This is a genomic window from Salmonella sp. 32082101201600294FB01SM01 (genome assembly GCF_017572865.1).
GTDB lineage: Bacteria > Pseudomonadota > Gammaproteobacteria > Enterobacterales > Enterobacteriaceae > Salmonella > Salmonella enterica.
Genome location: NZ_JAGESB010000006.1, coordinates 1 through 20,972, shown reverse-complemented (window position 1 = coordinate 20,972; position 20,972 = coordinate 1). Strand labels below are relative to the sequence as shown.

Here is a 20,972-nt window from a genome sequence, read left to right as displayed (position 1 = left end):
ATGAATAACAATGATATTTATCGTCAGTATATGTACAGTTATCCGCATAAGACGGCTTATCGGGAGCTGGAGAACGTCAGCTTTAGCGAAGTAAAACCGCGCATTTACGAGCACGACACACATCTGTATGCTCATATGCCCTTTTGTCAAAGTCGCTGCGGGTTCTGTAATTTATTTACCTGCACAGGCGCAGATAATACGTTCATTGATAGCTATATCGATGCGATTATTACCCAGGGCCGACAAATGGCGCTGGCGCCCGTCCACTGGGCAAGCTTTACCGTAGGCGGCGGCACGCCTCTGCTATTAAACATTGCGCAATTAGAAAAGTTATTTTTTTCCGTCTTTGAGGTGCTCAATGTTGACTGGAATATTTATAAAACAATTGAAACTTCCCCTACGGATACCACAGCAGAAAAAGTAGCGCTATTAAACGCCTTTTCCGTTAATCGCGTCAGTATTGGCGTACAAAGTTTTCATGATAGCGAGTTACATACGCTGCATCGCCGCCACAATGCCGCCAGCGCGCACCAGGCGCTGGAGTGGCTAAAGGCGGGTCATTTTCCATCACTCAATATTGATATTATTTACGGCATTCCCGGCCAGACTCACGCAAGCCTGACGGAATCGTTACATCAGGCGCTCATTTATCAACCGGAAGAGCTGTTTATTTATCCGCTTTATAATATGCCTCGCCAGGAAAATATGCATAGCTACTACGTTGTAGCCCGCGATCTTTTATGCAACGCGGGCTACACCCAAACGTCCATGCGCCGTTTCGTCCTTAATCCAGCGCCATCCGCCGCGGCGGAAAGCTGCGGATTTGAAAACTCACTGGCGCTCGGCGCGGGCGGCAGAAGTTATCTTGGCAATCTGCATTACTGTTCGCCGTGGTCGCCGAACCTGCAAACATCACGAAAAATCATTCAGGCGTTTATCGACAGCGCGGATAAAACCGTCATTAATCACGGTTATCTGCTCCCCCCTGATGAAATGAAACGCCGCTTTATCATTAAAAATCTATTTTTCTGGCAGGGACTTTCTCTTAGCGATTATCAGCAATATTTTGCCAGCGATGCGCTAAGGGATTTCCCCGACCTGGAACTCTTCATACGGCAGGGCTACTGTTATCAGAATGGCAGTCGCCTCCGGCTAACGGAGACCGGTATGGCATTATCCGATTGCCTTGCTCCTGTGTTCGTTTCGCCTGAGGTGATGCTACGGGAGAATCGGCAGAGATGAGCATCCCCGCCCTGCGCGATATTCACACGCTGTTTTATCGCGGCTACCTTAAATCGTGTAATTATCATTGCGGCTATTGCCCGTTCCATAAACACGCCCGCAACGATAAAAAACGCGACGAAGCCGCGCTATGGCGCATGGTTGACCATTTGCCTCTTTTAGGTACGCCGTTGAATGTGATGATTACGCCTTATGGCGAGGCGCTACGCTTGCGTTATTACATGGCGGCGCTGGCAGAAATTAGCCGCTATCCTCATGTTCAGGCGGTCGGCATACAAACTAACGCCTCTTTTTCGTTAATGTCATTGCTGGAGTCATTTCATGCTGGCGGCGGAGATATCTCAAAGCTTCGGTTATGGTGTTCTTTTCATCCCTCACAAATTACCGCTGAGCGCTTTCTCCAGCAGTGTTTAGCGCTCTCTGCCGCCGGAATAACCTGGTGCGCGGGGGCTGTCGCCAGTATGAAAGATATCGACCAGTTTCGTTGGCTACGCCAGCAGTTGCCTGACCAGAATTATTTTTGGTTTAACGCCAACGAGTGTGCCAATACCCGGCATACCGTTGAGGAAACCATCGCCTTCGGCGAACTCGATCCGCTGTATGTGATTGAAACGCAGCAGTGGCCAGCGCAGCTGGATATCTGTACCGCAGGAAGAAAAAGTATTTTTATGAATGCAGAAGGCGATCTTTTTGCTTGTCATATCAGCAAAATTAAAATGGGTAATTTATATCAGCAACGGCTTAATTCTCCCGCCTGCCAGGCAAAACAATGCCACTGTTTTCTCGCTTATCAGCACCGTCTCGATATTCCATTGCTGAATCATCTGGATGCCTCACGCTGTTTTAGGATCGGGCGCTCATGCGATATCGTTTAATCGCTTTTGATCTTGATGGAACGCTGCTAAACCGTAATAAACAAATTCTGCCAGAGTCGCTAACCGCTATCCGTCAGATGCAGGACATGGGCTGCCGAATAATGCTTGTTACCGGTCGCTCTCATCGTGAAGCCTATGCGTATTATCAAACGCTGGCGCTCACCGAACCGATGATCTGTTGTAACGGAAGTTATATTTATCAACCGGCTCAACAGCAGATCCTTCATCCGCAGCCGCTGACGCACTTACAAACGGAAAAAATACTGGCGCGGGTATATCCGCTTAAACCAACAATTCGTGCTGATGATAAAATAATCTTTCAGGCTGATGAGCTAAGCAGTAGGGAGAATATTTGGCAAATCAGCATCGTTCATCGGCACATAAAACAACTACAAAATATTGCTGAGTTTATACAGCATGAATTACAGCTAAGCTGTACCTGGTCCTGGCATCATCAACTGGATATTCTCCAGAAGGGGTGTAGCAAAGGACAAAGCCTCGCCAGATATGCACAGCAACAGCATATCGCAATGCGTGAAGTGATGGCGTTTGGCGATAATGATAACGATGCGGAAATGCTACGTTTAGCCGGATTGGGCGTCGCGATGGGGAATGCCAGCGCTCGGGCAAAGGTTTATGCGGATAGCGTCATTGGTCGGCATAATACGCCAGCGATTGCTGATTTTTTGGCAACCTTATCCCTTTATCAATGTGAATAAAAAAACCCCGCCGAGTTTTCATTTCGGCAGGGTTTTTATCCGTAAGAACGTTAATTACTCTTCTTTCTGACCACGGTTCGCACGGCGGCGATCGTTTTCCGTCAGGTGACGTTTACGGATACGGATAGAGGTTGGGGTGACTTCTACCAGTTCGTCGTCATCAATGAACTCCAGCGCTTGCTCAAGGCTCATTTTAATTGGCGGAACCAGAATCACCGCTTCATCCGTACCAGACGCACGCATGTTGGTCAGCTTCTTACCGGTCAGGCAGTTTACCGTCAGGTCGTTGGAGCGACTGTGGATACCAATAATCTGGCCTTCGTAAACTTCCGCGCCGTGACCCAGGAACAGCTTACCGCGATCCTGCAAACCGAACAGCGCAAACGCCACCGCTTTACCCTGACCGTTGGAGATCAGTACGCCGTTCTGACGCTGGCCCACTTCACCCGGACGAATATCGTCGTAATGGCTGAAGGTGGAGTACAGCAGACCCGTACCGGAAGTCATGGTCATAAATTCTGAACGGAAACCAATCAGCCCACGGCTTGGGATCACGTAGTCGAGACGTACGCGGCCTTTACCGTCCGGATTCATGTTTTTCAGGTCGCCTTTACGCTCGCCCAGCGCCTGCATGACAGACCCCTGGTGCTGCTCTTCGACGTCCAGCGTCACGTTTTCGTACGGCTCTTGTTTACGACCGTCGATTTCACGGAAGATAACTTTCGGACGGGAAACCGCCAGTTCGAAACCTTCACGACGCATATTTTCAATCAGCACGGACAGGTGCAGTTCGCCACGACCGGATACACGGAACGCATCCGCATCTTCGGTTTCTTCAACGCGCAGCGCCACGTTATGCACCAGCTCTTTGTTCAGACGGTCAAGAATTTGACGAGAAGTCACAAACTTACCTTCTTTACCGCAGAACGGCGAGGTGTTAACGCAGAAGAACATAGACACGGTCGGCTCATCAACGGACAGCGCCGGCAGCGCTTCAACGTTCTGCGGGTCGCAGATGGTGTCGGAAATGTTCAGCTCGCCCAGACCGGTGATCGCAATGATATCGCCCGCTTCGGCGATATCGCTGTCGATACGCTCCAGACCCAGATGCGTCAGCACTTTACCTACTTTCGCGTTACGGGTTTTCCCTTCACTATCGATGATAGTGACCTGCTGGTTCGGCTTCACTTTGCCGCGTTTGATACGGCCAATGCCGATAACGCCAACATAGTTGTTGTAGTCCAGCTGGGAGATCTGCATCTGCAACGGACCATCGAGGTCAACGTCCGGCGCCGGAACATGATCAACGATCGCCTGATACAGCGGGGTCATGTCTTCCGCCATATCTTCGTGGTCCAGACCCGCGATACCGTTCAGCGCCGAAGCGTAGATGATCGGGAAGTCCAGCTGTTCGTCGGTCGCGTCGAGGTTAACAAACAGGTCGAATACCTGGTCAACAACCCAGTCAGGGCGCGCGCCAGGACGGTCAACCTTGTTGATAACCACAATAGGTTTCAGGCCATGAGCAAAGGCTTTTTTGGTCACGAAGCGCGTTTGCGGCATCGGGCCGTCAAATGCGTCAACCACCAGCAGCACAGAGTCAACCATGGACATGACGCGCTCTACTTCACCACCGAAGTCAGCGTGCCCGGGAGTATCAACGATGTTGATACGGTAATCATTCCATTTAATAGCGGTGTTTTTAGCGAGGATAGTAATACCACGCTCTTTCTCCAAATCGTTGGAGTCCATCACTCGCTCTTGAGTTTCGGCACGCGCGTCGAACGTACCGGATTGCTGGAGCAGCTTATCAACCAGGGTAGTTTTACCATGGTCAACGTGCGCGATGATGGCGATGTTACGCAAATTTTCGATCACAACTTTGCCTCAGGCATTAGAAATAGCGCGTTATTGTACACGGATTAATCGCACTACAAAACAGGATCACAAACATCCTCCGCAAACAAGTATTGCAGAGTCTCTTTGTGATCGCTTTCACGGAGCGTTAAAAGGGTGGCTTGCGTTCTATTGCACCAATGTGGTGCTTAATGTTCACATTGAAGCACTATTTTGGTGCAACATAGTCACCGTGGTGCAGCCCTTTTGCACGATGGTGCGCATGATAACGCCTTTTGGGGGCAATGTGAAAGTTGGCACAGATTTCGCTTTATATTTTTACGGCGACACGGCCAGCAGAATTGAAGATCTCGTTACCACGACGACCGACCATGACCAATCCGGGAGAGTACAAGTATGTCCGCTGAACACGTTTTGACGATGCTGAACGAGCACGAAGTGAAGTTTGTCGATCTGCGCTTCACCGATACCAAAGGCAAAGAACAGCACGTCACGATTCCTGCTCATCAGGTAAATGCCGAATTCTTTGAAGAAGGCAAAATGTTTGACGGCTCCTCTATCGGCGGCTGGAAAGGCATTAACGAATCCGACATGGTGCTGATGCCAGACGCATCCACCGCAGTGATTGACCCGTTCTTCGCGGACTCTACCCTGATTATCCGTTGCGACATCCTGGAGCCTGGCACTCTGCAAGGTTATGACCGTGACCCACGTTCCATCGCAAAACGTGCGGAAGACTACCTGCGCGCGACCGGTATCGCCGATACCGTCCTGTTTGGGCCGGAACCTGAATTCTTCCTGTTCGACGACATCCGCTTCGGCGCATCTATCTCCGGCTCACATGTGGCGATTGACGATATTGAAGGCGCCTGGAACTCCTCTACCAAGTACGAAGGCGGCAACAAAGGCCATCGTCCGGGCGTGAAAGGCGGTTATTTCCCGGTTCCGCCAGTTGACTCCGCGCAGGATATCCGTTCTGAAATGTGTCTGGTCATGGAGCAGATGGGCCTGGTCGTTGAAGCGCACCACCACGAAGTAGCGACCGCAGGTCAGAACGAAGTGGCGACCCGCTTTAACACCATGACCAAAAAAGCCGACGAAATTCAGATTTACAAATATGTCGTACATAACGTGGCTCACCGCTTCGGTAAGACCGCGACCTTTATGCCAAAACCGATGTTCGGCGATAACGGTTCCGGTATGCACTGCCACATGTCGCTGGCGAAGAACGGCACCAACCTGTTCTCTGGCGACAAATATGCCGGTCTATCTGAGCAGGCGCTGTACTACATCGGCGGCGTCATCAAACACGCCAAAGCTATCAACGCCCTGGCGAACCCGACCACCAACTCCTACAAGCGTCTGGTCCCGGGTTACGAAGCGCCGGTGATGCTGGCCTACTCCGCCCGTAACCGTTCCGCCTCCATCCGTATTCCGGTGGTGGCGTCTCCGAAAGCGCGCCGTATCGAAGTTCGCTTCCCGGACCCGGCGGCTAACCCGTATCTGTGCTTTGCCGCCCTGCTGATGGCCGGTCTGGACGGGATTAAGAATAAGATTCACCCGGGCGAAGCCATGGACAAAAACCTGTATGACCTGCCGCCGGAAGAAGCGAAAGAGATCCCACAGGTAGCGGGTTCTCTGGAAGAAGCGCTGAACGCGCTGGACCTGGACCGCGAGTTCCTGAAAGCAGGCGGCGTGTTCACTGATGAAGCGATCGATGCGTATATTGCGCTGCGTCGCGAAGAAGATGACCGCGTGCGTATGACCCCGCACCCGGTAGAGTTTGAGCTGTACTACAGCGTTTAATCGTATATTAAAAATCCGACGAATTTCGCGTTGCTGCAAGGCGGCAACTGAGCACATGCCCAGGAGCATAGATAGCGATGTGACTGGGGTAAGCGAAGGCAGCCAACGCAGCAGCAGCGTGAAAGACGTCAGGAGTTTTTGAGTTGCCGTGGAAACTTTCAGCCCATCCCAGGATGGGCTTTTTTCTCCACCAACAATCTGATCTCACGCGCTTTTTAGTGGTAAAAAGCTATAATGCACTAAAATGGTGCAACCTTTTCCAGGAGACTGCTGAATGGCAAGCGGCATACAGCCCGATGCTGGGCAGATCCTCAATTCGTTAATCAACAGCGTGCTGGTGGTCGACGACGCGCTGGCAATCCATTACGCCAACCCTGCCGCGCAGCAGTTGCTCGCGCAAAGCTCACGCAAACTGTTCGGGACGCCGTTACCTGAACTGTTGAGCTATTTTTCGTTAAACATTGACCTGATGCGCGAAAGTTTAGCGGCAGGGCAAGGCTTTACCGATAACGAAGTGACGCTGGTGATTGATAGTCGCTCGCATATTCTCTCTTTGACCGCCCAACGTCTGCCCGACGATTTTATACTGCTCGAAATGGCGCCGATGGATAACCAGCGTCGTCTGAGTCAGGAGCAGTTGCAGCACGCGCAGCAAATCGCCGCCCGCGATCTGGTGCGCGGTCTGGCGCACGAAATCAAAAATCCGCTCGGCGGCCTGCGCGGCGCGGCGCAGCTACTCAGCAAGGCGCTGCCCGACCCGGCGCTAACGGAATATACCAAAGTCATCATTGAACAGGCCGACAGGCTACGCAACCTTGTCGATCGTTTGCTGGGGCCGCAGCACCCGGGAATGCACATTACCGAGAGCATACATAAAGTCGCGGAGCGCGTGGTGGCGCTGGTGTCGATGGAACTGCCGGATAATGTCCGGCTTATCCGCGATTACGACCCCAGTCTGCCAGAACTGCCGCATGACCCGGAACAAATTGAGCAAGTACTGCTGAATATTGTCCGCAATGCCTTGCAGGCGCTGGGGCCGGATGGCGGCGAAATTACGCTGCGTACCCGTACCGCCTTCCAGTTAACGCTGCATGGCGAACGCTATCGCCTGGCGGCGCGTATAGACGTTGAAGACAATGGGCCGGGCATTCCTCCCCATTTACAGGATACGCTGTTCTACCCGATGGTCAGCGGTCGCGAAGGCGGCACCGGGCTTGGGTTATCTATCGCCCGCAATCTTATCGATCAACACGCCGGCAAAATTGAATTTACCAGTTGGCCGGGGCATACCGAGTTTTCGGTTTACCTGCCGATTCGGAAATAGAGGTGTTTATGCAACGAGGAATAGTCTGGGTCGTCGATGATGATAGTTCCATCCGTTGGGTGCTTGAGCGTGCTCTCGCCGGGGCAGGGTTGACCTGTACCACCTTTGAGAATGGTAATGAAGTACTGGCTGCGCTGGCCAGTAAAACGCCGGACGTCTTGCTGTCGGATATCCGAATGCCGGGAATGGACGGGCTGGCGCTATTAAAGCAGATTAAACAGCGTCACCCGATGCTTCCGGTCATCATTATGACCGCGCATTCCGATTTAGATGCCGCCGTGAGCGCCTATCAGCAGGGGGCGTTTGATTATCTGCCTAAACCGTTTGATATTGATGAAGCCGTCGCTCTGGTCGAGCGCGCGATTAGCCACTATCAGGAGCAGCAGCAACCGCGTAATATCGAGGTTAACGGCCCGACAACAGACATGATAGGCGAAGCGCCCGCCATGCAGGATGTGTTTCGCATTATTGGTCGGCTGTCGCGTTCTTCGCTTAGCGTGTTGATTAACGGCGAATCAGGAACTGGTAAAGAACTGGTCGCCCATGCGCTACATCGTCATAGCCCGCGCGCCAAAGCGCCGTTTATCGCGCTCAATATGGCGGCCATCCCGAAAGATTTGATTGAATCCGAACTGTTTGGCCATGAGAAAGGCGCTTTTACCGGGGCGAATACCATCCGGCAGGGCCGTTTCGAGCAGGCTGACGGCGGCACGCTGTTTCTGGACGAAATTGGCGATATGCCGCTGGATGTCCAGACTCGTCTGTTACGCGTGCTGGCTGACGGACAGTTCTACCGCGTGGGCGGGTACGCGCCGGTAAAAGTGGATGTGCGCATTATCGCCGCCACCCACCAGAACCTCGAACGACGCGTTCAGGAAGGGAAATTCCGCGAAGACCTGTTCCACCGCCTGAACGTGATTCGTATCCATCTTCCGCCGTTGCGCGAGCGCCGTGAGGATATTCCGCGCCTGGCGCGCCATTTTTTGCAGGTCGCCGCCCGTGAATTAGGCGTGGAAGCCAAATTATTACATCCGGAAACCGAAACGGCGTTAACGCGCCTGGCATGGCCTGGTAACGTGCGTCAGTTAGAAAATACCTGCCGCTGGCTCACCGTCATGGCCGCCGGACAGGAGGTATTGATCCAGGATTTACCGGGCGAACTGTTTGAAGCCTCGGCGCCGGATAGCCCGTCCCACCTGCCGCCGGATAGCTGGGCTACATTACTGGCGCAATGGGCGGACCGCGCCTTGCGATCCGGTCATCAAAACCTGCTTTCTGAAGCGCAGCCAGAACTGGAAAGAACGCTACTGACCACGGCGTTACGCCATACGCAGGGTCATAAACAGGAAGCCGCCAGGCTGCTCGGTTGGGGGCGAAACACCCTAACGCGGAAGTTGAAAGAGCTGGGAATGGAGTAAGCATTACCCGCGAGTGTAAAGATTAATAATTGAGCGCAAAACGCTGCTATTTTGCGCTTTACTGTTCCGATGAGTTCAGTATGATCATGCCCGGCAAACGGGGGGATTCATTATGTTAGAATCTATTATTAATCTGGTATCGAGTGGAGCGGTCGACAGCCACACGCCACAAACTGCGCTAGCCGCCGTATTGTGTGCCGCGCTGGTGGGACTGTTCAGCTGACAATGTGCCGGATGGCGCTAATGCTTATCCGGCCTACAGGTTGTCGCAACGTGTAGGCCCGGTAAGCGCAGCGCCACCGGGCAACCCGGCTAAATGACGCGCGAGAACTGCTGCATCCGCGCTTTCTGGCGCAGATACGCGTCAAAGCACATGCAGATATTGCGGATCAGCAAACGACCTTTCGCCGTCACCTGAATTCCCTTCTCGCTAATATCCACCAGCCCATCTTTTGCCAGCGGCGACAGTAACTGCAAATCTTCGGCAAAATACTCAGCGAAATGCAAACCCCACTGTTGTTCGACAGCGTTAAAATCCAGGCGGAAGTTACAAATCAGCGCTTTGATAACATCGCGACGAATGCAATCATCACGGGTCAGCGTAATACCACGCCATAGCGCATTGCCCCGCTCATCCACTTGCTGGTAATAACGCTTCAGCTCTTTCTGGTTCTGCATGTAGCCATCGCCAATCATGCTGATAGCAGAAACCCCCATCCCCAGCAGATCGGTATCGCCCTGGGTCGTATAGCCCTGAAAATTACGGTGCAGCACGCCTTCGCGCTGCGCGACGGCCAGTTCGTCGTCCGGACGGGCAAAATGGTCCATCCCGATAAACTGATAACCGGCCTGAGTAAGCGATACGATCGTCTCCTGCAAAATATCCAGTTTCTGCTGCGCGCTGGGTAAATCGGCATCTTTAATTTTACGCTGGGCGGCAAAAAGCGTTGGCAGATGCGCATAGTTAAAGACGCTCAAACGATCGGGGTTCAGTTCCGTCACACGCTTCAGCGTGAAAGCGAAGCTTTCCGGCGTCTGTTTCGGTAGACCGTAGATCAAATCGATATTGGTCGAGGTAAAGCCGATATCGCGGGCGTGATTAAGCAACGCAAAGATGAATTCTTCATCCTGCTCGCGGTTAACCAAGCGCTGCACCTCTTTATTAAAGTCCTGCACCCCCATACTCAGGCGGTTAAAACCTTCCGCACGTAAATGATCGAGCACATCCAGCTCAATTTCACGGGGATCGACTTCGATCGAGATTTCCGCGTCGGTATTAAAGTGGAAATTTTCACGCAACAGCGTCATTAAGCGGCTGATTTGCGCTTTATTCAGGTAAGTAGGCGTACCGCCGCCCCAGTGAAGCTGGCTGACATGACGGTCTGCAAACAGCGGCGCGCGATGGCGAATTTCCTGCTCAAGCGCGTCAAGATACTGGTCAGCTTTATGCTGTTGGCGGGTGACAATCTTGTTGCAGCCGCAGAAATAACACAACTTGTGACAAAACGGGATATGCACATACAGCGAGAGCGGACGTTCAGGATAACGCGCCACAGCCTGCAAGAATGCGGCGTCCTCGAAGTCTTCAGAAAACTCCAGCGCGGTTGGGTACGAGGTATATCGTGGCCCGGAATAGTTATATTTCTGGATCAGGGCCAGATCCCAGTCTATTTGCTGTTCAGACATGCTCACTCCTTCCGATGGCGTCTCTGGCGGGTACGGCGTACCGGCTTCGCGCCATGACGGGCGGCAAGCCGGCTGCGCAGCCATTTCTGTCGCCGCGACAATCGCTGTAGTTTAACGAATAACCACACCAGATAACATATAACCGGAAGGGTTATAAGCAGGACGGGCAAGCCCACGGTGTAAATCCGTTAGTTGCCGCCTCTTAGCAGGCGCATCATATCTTCCTGCTTCTCGTCCTCTTCGTCGTCTTCTTCGTCGTCATCGTAAGACAGACCAAGCTTCTGCATCAGTTCATCAATACGATCCAGTTTGGCATCTACCCAGGCTTGATCTTCCGCACTCAGGGTTTCGCCCGCTTCCAGACGTTCTAACAGCGCATCCAGGCGCTCATCCGTTTCCAGTAAATCCAACTCCGCCTGCGGTGAAAGCATAGGTTTCTCACTTTTCGGTTTATGCTGTTGGGTCACTTTTTCAGTCACGCCCAATGGAATAGGTGTTTTACTGCCAATGCGTGGATCTTTTTGTTGATTCTGATTGCCGCCGCCCGAAGCGGAATTGCCGCCCGCCGCGCGACTTCCCGGCGCATGACCGCGATGTTTTTTCAGGCGTTTACGGTCGCGCGCCTCCTGGTTTAACTCTTCACGCGTTTTACGACGCTGTTTGCCAAAGGCTTTACTGCGCGGTGCAGAGGTTGGTTTTTTCATGATGTCAGATCTTTAAGCCGTTTTATTCAGTATAGAATTGAGGCGGAATCTAGCAGAAAGCAAGCAAAGAAAAAAGGCGACAGAGTAATCTGCCGCCTTTTTTCTTGACTCACGACCCTTAACGGGTTCCACCATCCCTGTTGGCTATCAACACGCCCTGTTTTTCCCTTAGCCTGAAACATTCCATGTTGTTTCCATTTCCTTTTACTAACGTCTCCGGACGTTTGTCTTCCTGACAATCCTGTGTCTTCGCCTCCTGGCGCTCCTGACCCTCATCCTGAGTCGTTGATCCTGTTAGCGTCCTCGCTATGTGCATTACTTTACTCTTTTGGGGTAAACTCACAAGATACCGACACGGCAAATCCCTTTTTTTCAGACAATTACCTTTCTATAAATTCATGATTTAACTATATTAACTGGCTTTGAGCCTGACAACGACTCTGTCATGTCGCATAAGTGCAATGGACAATGTCTCACAAAGCGTATGGCTTTTACTTACAGCACCGCCGCGCCGAAAAATCCGTCTTTTGCTGGCGTTCAGGTATAATCGCCACAATGCTTTGACTGACGGAGACGACCGCTTTGACTAACCTGAATTATCAACAGACGCATTTTGTGATGAGTGCGCCTGATATTCGCCATTTACCTTCCGATTGCGGAATTGAAGTGGCTTTTGCTGGCCGTTCCAATGCAGGCAAATCCAGCGCCCTGAACACGTTGACCAACCAAAAAAGCCTTGCGCGCACCTCTAAAACGCCGGGCCGTACCCAATTGATTAACCTGTTTGAAGTCGTAGATGGCAAACGGTTGGTCGACCTGCCGGGCTATGGCTACGCGGAAGTCCCGGAAGAGATGAAACGCAAGTGGCAACGCGCGCTGGGGGAATATCTGGAGAAACGTCAAAGCCTACAGGGCTTAGTCGTTTTAATGGATATCCGCCATCCGTTGAAAGACCTCGACCAGCAGATGATCCAGTGGGCTGTAGAGAGCAATATCCAGGTTCTGGTTCTGCTGACCAAAGCGGACAAACTGGCCAGCGGCGCGCGCAAGGCGCAGTTGAATATGGTACGTGAAGCCGTGCTGGCCTTTAATGGCGATGTGCAGGTAGAAGCGTTTTCCTCGCTGAAAAAGCAGGGAGTGGATAAGTTACGTCAGAAGCTGGATAGCTGGTTTAGCGAACTGGCACCGGTCGAAGAGATTCAGGACGGGGAATAATCATCCGCTATGCCGGATGGCGCCGCTGCGCGTCTTATCCGGCCTACGGTGCGAGCGAAACTTTTTTTACGCCCAATAAAAAACGCCCCAGTCATAAACTGACTGGGGCGGCTAAAATATTCAGCCAAATCCGATTACGTGAAGTAAAAGGTCTGAAAGATAGAACATCTTACCTCTGTACCCTACGTGAATAACTTTACTCTTTTTTGAGCAACACAGAAAGACCTTTTCGTAATTTTTTTTCATTCTTTACATAGGGAATTCTAATACCCATCACAAAACCCCCGTGCTTATGTTGCTTAATTACGAAAAAAGCGCGTTATTCCTTAAATGCTTAGTGCGCTTGATCCCAATTTTCTCCGCTACCGACTTCCACCAGCAACGGCACATCAATACGCGTGCAGTTTTCCATCAACTGATGGATACGTTTTGATACCGCATCTAAGTCGTCTTTATGCACCTCGAACACTAATTCATCGTGTACCTGCATAATCATCCGCACGCGCGGCTGCTCGGCCTGTAGCCAGGCATCGACGGCAATCATGGCGCGCTTGATGATATCGGCAGCCGTTCCTTGCATGGGAGCATTGATCGCCGCGCGTTCCGCCCCCGCGCGCCGCGCCGCGTTGCTGGATTTAATATCCGGCAGGTAAAGGCGGCGTCCCTCCAGCGTTTCCACATAACCTTGTTCTTTTGCCTGAGCGCGTGTGCGCTCCATATATTCCAGCACGCCAGGGTAGCGTTCGAAGTAGAGATCCATATACTTCTGCGCCTCTTTACGCGGAATATTAAGCTGGCGAGAAAGACCGAAGGCGCTCATCCCGTAAATCAGGCCAAAGTTAATGGCTTTCGCACTTCGGCGTTGCTCCCCGGTCACGCTATCCAGCGGCAAGCCAAAGACTTCCGCCGCCGTTGCGCGGTGAATATCCTTCCCTTCGGCGAACGCCGTAAGCAGTCCTTTATCACGGGAAAGATGCGCCATAATACGCAGCTCAATCTGTGAATAGTCCGCAGATACGATGAGATAATCCTCAGGCGCAATAAATGCCTGACGAATGCGGCGGCCTTCTTCATTGCGCACCGGAATATTTTGCAGGTTCGGATCGGTGGACGATAAACGTCCCGTCGCCGTTACCGCCTGATGATAGGACGTATGGACGCGCCCGGTTTTCGGGTTAATCATCAGCGGCAGCTTATCGGTATAGGTGGATTTTAGCTTCGCCAGACCACGATACTCCAGAATCACTTTCGGCAGCGGATAGTCCAGCGCCAGCTCTTCCAGCACCTCTTCCGACGTTGACGGCGCGCCGCCAGGCGTTTTCTTCAACGGCTTAATACCCTGCTTTTCAAACAGGATAGTCTGCAACTGCTTCGTTGAGGACAGGTTGAACGCCTCGCCCGCAATGTCATGCGCTTTCTTTTCCAGTTCCGCCAGACGTAGTGTGATTTCTTCCGAATGTTTGTGCAGGACGGCAGGATCGATTTTTACGCCATTGCGCTCAACGCGTGACAGTACCGGCACCAGCGGCATTTCGATGTTTTCGAAAACATTCAGCGGGCCTTTGTGCTGCTGGAGCTCTGGCCACATTTTGAGATGCAACTGTAACGTGACATCCGCATCTTCTGCCGCATAGCGCCCCGCTTCCTCCAGTGCGATCTGGTTAAAGGTGAGCTGGTTTTTACCTTTACCGGCAATGTCTTCAAAGGTGATAGTTTTGTGCTTCAGCCAACGATCGGACAAACTGTCCATATCATGGCGTCCGGCGACGCTGTTCAGAATGTAAGACTCAAGCATGGTATCGAAGGCGATACCGCGCAGCTCAATACCGTAATTTTGCAAGACGCCGCGATCGTACTTGAGGTTTTGCCCCACTTTGCGCACTTTTTCATCTTCCAGCAGCGGCTTCAACAGTTCCAGAGCACGCTGGCGGGAGATTTGATCCGGAGCGTCCAGATAATCATGCGCGACAGGTACATACGCGGCAACGCCAGGTTCGATGGCAAACGAGAGGCCCACCAGGTTGGCGGCGATATTATCCAGGCTGTCGGTCTCCGTGTCGAAAGCAAAAACTGGCGCTTTTTTCAGCTTTTCAATCCAGCTTTCCAGCGTAACGTCGTCCAGAATAGTGACATAATTTTCATAAGAGAGCGCCGCTGCCGGTTCGCTGGGCGATTCATCAATAACGACCGTTTCCTGCGGTTTGGCCGCCGGTTTCGCGCCCTTTGCCTGTAGCCATTTGCCGGACTCAACGTCCGCCGTCCAGCGCTTAAACTCATATTTTTTAAACAGGCCCAGCAGTTCATCCGCAATCGGCTGCTGTACTTCAAGCTGTTCGCAGGTCAGCTCCAGTTCAACATCCGTTTTAATGGTGGCGAGTTTATAAGACAGGTACGCTACGTCTTTATTCTGCGCTAATTTAGCGGCCATCGTTTTGGCGCCGCGGAAAGTGAGACCGGCAATTTTTTCCGGCTCGGCGTACAGCGTATCCAGGCCGCCCAATCCCTGAAGCAAGGCTTGCGCCGTCTTCTCACCCACGCCAGGTACGCCCGGAATATTATCCGAGGAGTCCCCCATCAGCGCCAGAAAGTCGATAATCAGCTCAGGCGGCACACCGTACTTATTAACGACTTCATCCGGGCCGAGGATGGTGTTAGTCATGGTGTTGATCAGCGTAATATTCGGCGTCACCAACTGTGCCATATCTTTATCACCGGTGCTGATTAATACCGGACGCCCCACCTTCTCCGCTTCCCGCGCCAGTGTACCGATAACGTCATCCGCTTCTACGCCAGAGACCGCCAGCAGAGGTAACCCCATGGCTTTAACCATGGCATGTAACGGCTCTATTTGCGCACGCAGATCATCCGGCATCGGAGGGCGATGCGATTTGTAATGTTCAAAGAGCTCATCACGGAAGGTTTTTCCTTTGGCGTCAAACACCACCGCAGCATGCGTCGGCTGATACTGCATGATCAGGCTGCGCAACATGTTGAGGACACCATACATTGCGCCCGTAGGTTCTCCCGCGCTGTTGGTTAACGGCGGAAACGCATGATAGGCGCGATAGAGATAGGATGAGCCATCTACGAGAATAAGTGGATTTTCTGGGATCTGAACCATAATGTCCGTGCCTGTTTAACAGATTATGGTTAAAGGATGCCACATACAGGAGGAAAACTTGAGTTTTTCGCCGCATTTGCGGAAAAGTTTTGTCGATCTTCAGGATCGCTCGCAAAAAAACCTGTGGATAACTTTGTGTGTAAATTCTTACCATTACTTTAAAATCAGCGCGATAGCCTTCTCCTCTTAATAATTACCCATTATTTTCAATGAGTTGTTAACATCACGTTTTTCTGATTATCTGATTCATGCCGTTATCATAATGTGGATAGTTGTTACGAGTGTTTCTATTTCACTCAGCGCCATCATTAGCATCGTTTTCTGATAGAATCAGCCTCTTGCGCCCTTTTCGCGCACCGTTTATGGCTAACTTTTGAATAATTTATTATGACGAGAATACTCGCGGCTATCACGCTCCCATTGAGTATCGTATTGACCATCCTGGTCACTATTGTTTGTTCAGTACCGATCATCGTTGCCGGTATGGTAAAACTCCTTTTGCCTGTTCCCGGTATCTGGCGCAAGGTCTCCATTTTCTGCAATTTCATGATGTATTGCTGGTGTGCTGGTCTTGCAGCGCTGTTACGCCTTAATCCGCACTTGCAATGGGATGTAGAAGGATTAGAAGGACTGAGCAAGAAAAATTGGTATTTACTGATTTGTAATCATCGCAGCTGGGCCGATATCGTTGTGCTTTGCGTTCTGTTCCGCAAGCATATCCCAATGAATAAGTACTTTCTTAAACAGCAATTGGCTTGGGTGCCGTTCATTGGCCTGGCGTGCTGGGCATTAGATATGCCGTTTATGAAGCGCTACTCCCGTAGCTACCTGCTCCGCCACCCCGATCGACGCGGCAAAGATGTTGAAACAACTCGTCGCTCTTGCGAAAAGTTTCGTCGGTATCCCACCACTATCGTTAACTTTGTTGAAGGCTCGCGATTTACGCATGAGAAACGCCAGCAAACGCATTCCCCCTATCAACATCTGTTGCCGCCAAAAGCAGCCGGTATTGCAATGGCGATTAATGTTTTAGGCTCACAGTTCGATAAGCTGCTTAATATTACGTTGTGTTACCCAAACAACGATCGTCACCCCTTCTACGATATGCTAAGCGGTAGGCTGACGCGTATTGTTGTTCGGGTGCAACTGGAACCCATAAATGAAGAACTGCACGGCGATTACGTGAACGACAAAACATTCAAACGCCGTTTTCAACGTTGGCTTAATACGCTGTGGGATAAGAAAGATATACAGATAGAAGAGATTAAAACATCTTATAAAAACGCCGGTCAGTGACCGGCGTTCTTTTTATTTTTTATCAACCAAATATTTCACGGTATCAGCATACTGCTGAACAAAAACATCCATGCTGCTGGTATCCATGCCTTGTGGGTTAATCTGGTATTTGCCATTGACGAACATCGCCGGAACGCCCTGCAGTTGCAGGTCAGCCGCGGCCTTCTCCTGTTGCGCAACCAGTGATTTCACCACGAAGCTGTTCCATGCCGCATCGTAATCTTCGCCTTTGACGCCCGCATCAACGAACACTTTACGGATATCCGCGGCAGATTGTACTGTCTGGGTTTTCTGTACGGCTTCAAACAGCGGGACCGTGACTTTATCTTCTACACCCAACGCCATCGCCACCGCCCATGCCTGGGTGAGCTCCTTGCCCAACGGCCCCAGGAACTCAACGTGGTACTTGGTCATTTTGGTGCCTTCCGGCAGCTTTTTCTTCACATTGTCAGACACATGAAGCACTTCTTCAAACTGATAACAATGTGGGCAGTAGAAGGAGAAAAACTCCAGTACCTGGGGTTCGCCAGCGACCGGTTTATCCAGCGTGATATACTGTTTACCGTCGCTGATCTGTGCTGCCGAGGCGCTAAAAGCTAAAACCATACCAGCCAGCGCCAGCCAAATCTTTTTCATGATCAACTCTCTCCGATTAATACATTGGCGTTAATTGTAAAGGGGGTTCGTGCAAAATTTTAGTCTGCTCAATAAAAGTCGTTGTCTGTCGCTGCCAGTAATCTTCCCCTGTTAACCAGGGAAAGTTTTTTGGAAACGCAGGATCGCCCCAACGACGAATCAACCAGGCAAGATAATAAACTAAACGCATGGCACGTAAAGGTTCAATGAGGCCAATTTCAGCCGTATCGAACTCACTAACTTCTTCATAAGCTTCAATAATGGTTTCAAGCTGCATTCGCTGTTCGGCTTTGTCGCCGTTCAGCAGCATCCATAAATCCTGTATCGCCGGGCCGTTACGGGCATCATCTAAATCGACAAACAGCGGTCCATCACGCCATAGAATGTTGCCGGCATGACAATCGCCGTGCAATCGCAGCGTGGCGAAATCGGGGCGCCAGCATTCGGTAACTGCAGACAGTAGAGTATCAGTGGCTTTCAGGAAAGCCGCTTTTTGCCCTGAGGGAATCAGTGCGGCATCTTCGAATACCTGGCGAGGTTCAAAAAGATACTCTGCAAGCCCAATGTCAGGCCGGAAAATGAAAGGACGTTTTCGCCCCGTCTGATGCAATCGGCCAAGATAACGCCCTACCGCCTCCATCTGATCGATATTGTCTGCTTCAAACTGACGACCGCCTACGCTGGGGAAAATGGCATAATGATAGCCCTGATGCGCTAACAGCGTCTGGCCATTAAACGCGAGCGGAGCAGCAACCGGAACCTCATCCTTCACCAGTTCAAGCGCGAATTGGTGTTCTTCCCGAATTTGATCAACAGACCAGCGTTCAGGACGATAAAACTTAACGACAAAACGTCGACGGTCTTCATCCTGAAACTGATAGACGCGGTTTTCATAACTGTTTAGTGGAGTCAGCCCGGAATCCACCCTGATCCCCTGTTCAAACAGCGCATCCATGATGGTTTCCGGGTGTAGCGTCTGGAAAGTAAAAGCGTTGTCGTTCATCCCATCATCCGGAAAATACTACGAATGATTCAGGATATCATTTCGTGACGATTTCGGTGGCGCCGCTTACAAGGTTTTACTCTTTAATAACGCCGCGGGCGCGTAAAAGCGCCGTTTTAAAGTCCTCTTCATAGTCTTTTTGAATCCCTGGAATGGCGGCATCTTTGGCGGAATCGCGCATTTTCAGATGGTAGATCAGGATATCATCAGTTAAATCTTCCAGTTTGCCGTCAAAACCTGACTCTTTCGCCAGTTTCTGCAAAAATTGCGTCAGATTAAGATCAGGCTCTTTCTGCCAGGCTGGCTGGAGGAGTTCAATGACTTCATTCAGGCGTTTACATTTCATAGCTGTGCTCCTTATTCTTGATACAGACACGGTAGCAGGGTCAATCCCACAATAAAAGAGGCGATATCGGTGAATCTGGATGAAGTAATAACCGGCGTGGTGCTGGCAGGCGGTAAAGCCCGGCGGATGGGAGGTGCGGATAAAGGTCTGCTTGAACTGGACGGGAAACCGCTCTGGCGACACGTTGCCGACGCGCTCGCGCCACAACTTGCTACGGTCGTCATTAGTGCTAATCGCCATCTGGATATCTACCAGGCCAGCGGCCTGAAAGTCATTCCGGATTCAATCGCTGACTTTCCCGGTCCGCTGGCGGGTATGCTTTCCGTTTTTCAGCAGGTAGCAGGCGACTGGTTTCTGTTTTGTCCCTGTGACAATCCCTGTATCCCCCACAACCTGGTCGATCGTTTAGCAGCGCAGCGTCATGGCGCACCCGTGGTTTGGGTTCATGATGGAGAACGCGATCATCCAACGATCGCGTTGATTAATCGTGCCGTTGAGCCCCAGTTGACAGATTATTTGCAAGCAGGCGAGCGGCGGGTAATGATTTTTATGCGCCAGGTAGGCGGACACGCCGTTGATTTCAGCGATTGTAAGGAGGCATTTGTGAACGTCAACACGCCGGAGGAACTCGCGAAATGGCAAAAGAGACCATGATACCGCTACTCGCCATTGCCGCGTGGAGCGGCACGGGAAAAACAACACTGCTGAAAAAACTGATCCCAGCACTTTGTGCGCACGGTATTCGGCCAGGGCTGATTAAGCATACCCATCATGATATGGATGTCGATAAACCGGGTAAAGATAGCTACGAATTACGTAAGGCCGGGGCGGCACAGACGCTGGTTGCCAGTCAGCAGCGCTGGGCGTTAATGACTGAAACGCCGGAGCAAGAAGAGTTGGATCTGGCATGGCTGGTGAGCCGGATGGATGCATCAAAGCTAGATATGGTGCTGGTAGAAGGGTTTAAACACGAAGCAGTTGCGAAGATCTTACTTTTTCGTCAGGGATGTGGGCACAACGAGGAAGAATTAATTCTTGATGAGCATGTTATTGCGGTTGCCAGTGATATTCCACTTGCCGTAGCGGTACCCGTTTTGGATCTTAATGATGTATCGCAGATTTCTGTCTTCATTTTGCGGTGGTTAGAGAAAGCACATTCCTTGTAGGCCGGATAAGGCGAAGCTGCCATCCGGCGGTGCAGGTTGCCTGATGGCGCTGCGCTTATCAGGCCTGCATTTTTACAGTTACCACACACGCAAAAAAGCCCATCCGTCAGGATGGGCTTCTTCACGAAATTGATGCCTGGCAGTTTATGGCGGGCGTCCTGCCCGCCACCCTACGGGCCGTTGCTGCGCAACGTTCAAATCCGCTCCCGGCGGATTTGTCCTCCTCAGGAGAGCGCTCACCGGCAGACTACAGACAAAAACAAAAGGCCCTGTCTTCCGACAGGGCCCTTCGCTTAATTTGATGCCTGGCAGTTCCCTACTCTCGCATGGGGAGACCCCACACTACCATCGGCGCTACGGCGTTTCACTTCTGAGTTCGGCATGGGGTCAGGTGGGACCACCGCGCTACGGCCGCCAGGCAAATTCTTTTATGCTCTGTACGCAATTCTTTATCGCATCAGCGGCGTTGCCTGCGCTCGTAAAGTCAGTCACATACTTCTGTATGCTCCTTCCTTTCCTTCGCTTGCCGCCTTGCTGCTGCGCAAATTATTGCGTACT

At 51.6% G+C, this 20,972-nt stretch carries 19 protein-coding genes and 1 rRNA gene; 11 read left to right on the top strand and 9 right to left on the bottom strand.

Translation table 11 applies throughout. The features are described 5' to 3' along the window. The 3 genes from J4645_RS20145 to J4645_RS20135 are packed head-to-tail and all read left to right on the top strand — an operon-like array spanning window position 1 to window position 2,836. Window positions 1–1,242: an STM4012 family radical SAM protein gene (locus tag J4645_RS20145; protein WP_023214519.1), complete on the top strand. Its 1,242-nt coding sequence runs from the start codon at window positions 1–3 to the stop codon at window positions 1,240–1,242. Further along, the gene (locus tag J4645_RS20140; protein WP_001530741.1) at window positions 1,239–2,117 is read left to right on the top strand and encodes an STM4011 family radical SAM protein; all 879 of its coding nucleotides are present in this window, start codon (window positions 1,239–1,241) and stop codon (window positions 2,115–2,117) included. The genes J4645_RS20145 and J4645_RS20140 overlap by 4 nt, the downstream gene beginning before the upstream one ends. Then, window positions 2,102–2,836, top strand: a complete 735-nt coding sequence (locus J4645_RS20135; RefSeq protein ID WP_001270597.1) for a Cof-type HAD-IIB family hydrolase — start codon at window positions 2,102–2,104, stop codon at window positions 2,834–2,836. The genes J4645_RS20140 and J4645_RS20135 overlap by 16 nt, the downstream gene beginning before the upstream one ends. Window positions 2,837–2,890: 54 nt before the next feature. Here J4645_RS20135 and typA read toward each other — a convergent pair whose 3' ends face one another. Continuing rightward, window positions 2,891–4,714, bottom strand: a complete 1,824-nt coding sequence (typA, locus tag J4645_RS20130) for a ribosome-dependent GTPase TypA (protein WP_000572064.1) — start codon at window positions 4,712–4,714, stop codon at window positions 2,891–2,893. Between the two features lie 375 nt (window positions 4,715–5,089). Between typA and glnA the strand changes: the two genes are divergently transcribed. The 4 genes from glnA to J4645_RS20110 all read left to right on the top strand — a co-directional run bounded on the left by glnA (window position 5,090) and on the right by J4645_RS20110 (window position 9,464). Beyond that, window positions 5,090–6,499 carry a glutamate--ammonia ligase gene (gene glnA, locus J4645_RS20125; RefSeq protein WP_001271699.1) on the top strand — a complete coding sequence of 470 codons (1,410 nt, stop codon included), beginning with the start codon at window positions 5,090–5,092 and terminating at the stop codon, window positions 6,497–6,499. 274 nt (window positions 6,500–6,773) lie between these two features. Beyond that, the gene (gene glnL, locus J4645_RS20120) at window positions 6,774–7,823 is read left to right on the top strand and encodes a nitrogen regulation protein NR(II) (protein WP_000146192.1); all 1,050 of its coding nucleotides are present in this window, start codon (window positions 6,774–6,776) and stop codon (window positions 7,821–7,823) included. Window positions 7,824–7,831: 8 nt separating this feature from the next. Continuing rightward, window positions 7,832–9,241 (top strand): nitrogen regulation protein NR(I), encoded by a 1,410-nt coding sequence (glnG, locus tag J4645_RS20115; RefSeq protein ID WP_023215528.1) that lies wholly within the window; start codon window positions 7,832–7,834, stop codon window positions 9,239–9,241. A 112-nt stretch (window positions 9,242–9,353) separates the two neighbouring features. Continuing rightward, on the top strand, window positions 9,354–9,464 hold the full coding sequence (locus tag J4645_RS20110) for a YshB family small membrane protein (RefSeq protein WP_001578131.1): 111 nt from the start codon (window positions 9,354–9,356) through the stop codon (window positions 9,462–9,464). A gap of 89 nt (window positions 9,465–9,553) precedes the next feature. On the opposite strand, the gene hemN is transcribed toward J4645_RS20110, so the two are convergent. From hemN to J4645_RS20095, 3 genes are all read right to left on the bottom strand, one after another. Then, window positions 9,554–10,927: an oxygen-independent coproporphyrinogen III oxidase gene (gene hemN, locus J4645_RS20105; protein WP_000003520.1), complete on the bottom strand. Its 1,374-nt coding sequence runs from the start codon at window positions 10,925–10,927 to the stop codon at window positions 9,554–9,556. 188 nt (window positions 10,928–11,115) lie between these two features. Further along, window positions 11,116–11,631, bottom strand: a complete 516-nt coding sequence (gene yihI / locus J4645_RS20100) for a Der GTPase-activating protein YihI (protein WP_023207337.1) — start codon at window positions 11,629–11,631, stop codon at window positions 11,116–11,118. Between the two features lie 118 nt (window positions 11,632–11,749). Then, window positions 11,750–11,974: a hypothetical protein gene (locus tag J4645_RS20095; RefSeq protein ID WP_023214975.1), complete on the bottom strand. Its 225-nt coding sequence runs from the start codon at window positions 11,972–11,974 to the stop codon at window positions 11,750–11,752. A 239-nt stretch (window positions 11,975–12,213) separates the two neighbouring features. On the opposite strand from J4645_RS20095, the gene yihA reads away from it, so the two are divergent. Then, entirely contained in the window at window positions 12,214–12,846 is a 633-nt protein-coding gene (gene yihA / locus J4645_RS20090) for a ribosome biogenesis GTP-binding protein YihA/YsxC (protein WP_000183327.1), read from the top strand. 334 nt (window positions 12,847–13,180) lie between these two features. Here the strand turns inward: yihA and polA are convergent, their stop codons facing one another. Continuing rightward, window positions 13,181–15,967 (bottom strand): DNA polymerase I, encoded by a 2,787-nt coding sequence (gene polA, locus J4645_RS20085; RefSeq protein WP_000249961.1) that lies wholly within the window; start codon window positions 15,965–15,967, stop codon window positions 13,181–13,183. Between the two features lie 387 nt (window positions 15,968–16,354). Here polA and J4645_RS20080 point away from each other — a divergent pair, with 387 nt between their 5' ends. Next, a complete protein-coding gene (locus J4645_RS20080; RefSeq protein WP_000196902.1) occupies window positions 16,355–17,263 on the top strand; it encodes an acyltransferase in 909 nt (302 codons plus the stop codon). Between the two features lie 12 nt (window positions 17,264–17,275). Here J4645_RS20080 and dsbA read toward each other — a convergent pair whose 3' ends face one another. The 3 genes from dsbA to J4645_RS20065 form a co-directional block, all read right to left on the bottom strand. After that, the gene (gene dsbA / locus J4645_RS20075) at window positions 17,276–17,899 is read right to left on the bottom strand and encodes a thiol:disulfide interchange protein DsbA (RefSeq protein WP_000725364.1); all 624 of its coding nucleotides are present in this window, start codon (window positions 17,897–17,899) and stop codon (window positions 17,276–17,278) included. Window positions 17,900–17,915: 16 nt separating this feature from the next. After that, entirely contained in the window at window positions 17,916–18,902 is a 987-nt protein-coding gene (locus J4645_RS20070) for a serine/threonine protein kinase (RefSeq protein ID WP_023214976.1), read from the bottom strand. A gap of 76 nt (window positions 18,903–18,978) precedes the next feature. After that, window positions 18,979–19,248, bottom strand: a complete 270-nt coding sequence (locus tag J4645_RS20065) for a YihD family protein (protein ID WP_000649858.1) — start codon at window positions 19,246–19,248, stop codon at window positions 18,979–18,981. A gap of 69 nt (window positions 19,249–19,317) precedes the next feature. Between J4645_RS20065 and mobA the strand changes: the two genes are divergently transcribed. Further along, window positions 19,318–19,902: a molybdenum cofactor guanylyltransferase MobA gene (gene mobA / locus J4645_RS20060; protein ID WP_001631527.1), complete on the top strand. Its 585-nt coding sequence runs from the start codon at window positions 19,318–19,320 to the stop codon at window positions 19,900–19,902. Beyond that, on the top strand, window positions 19,899–20,414 hold the full coding sequence (gene mobB, locus J4645_RS20055; RefSeq protein WP_072206356.1) for a molybdopterin-guanine dinucleotide biosynthesis protein MobB: 516 nt from the start codon (window positions 19,899–19,901) through the stop codon (window positions 20,412–20,414). Before mobA ends, mobB begins: the two co-directional genes overlap by 4 nt. Before the next feature lie 303 nt (window positions 20,415–20,717). Here the strand turns inward: mobB and rrf are convergent. Continuing rightward, window positions 20,718–20,833, bottom strand: a 5S ribosomal RNA gene (rrf, locus tag J4645_RS20050). Window positions 20,834–20,972 lie beyond the last annotated feature (139 nt).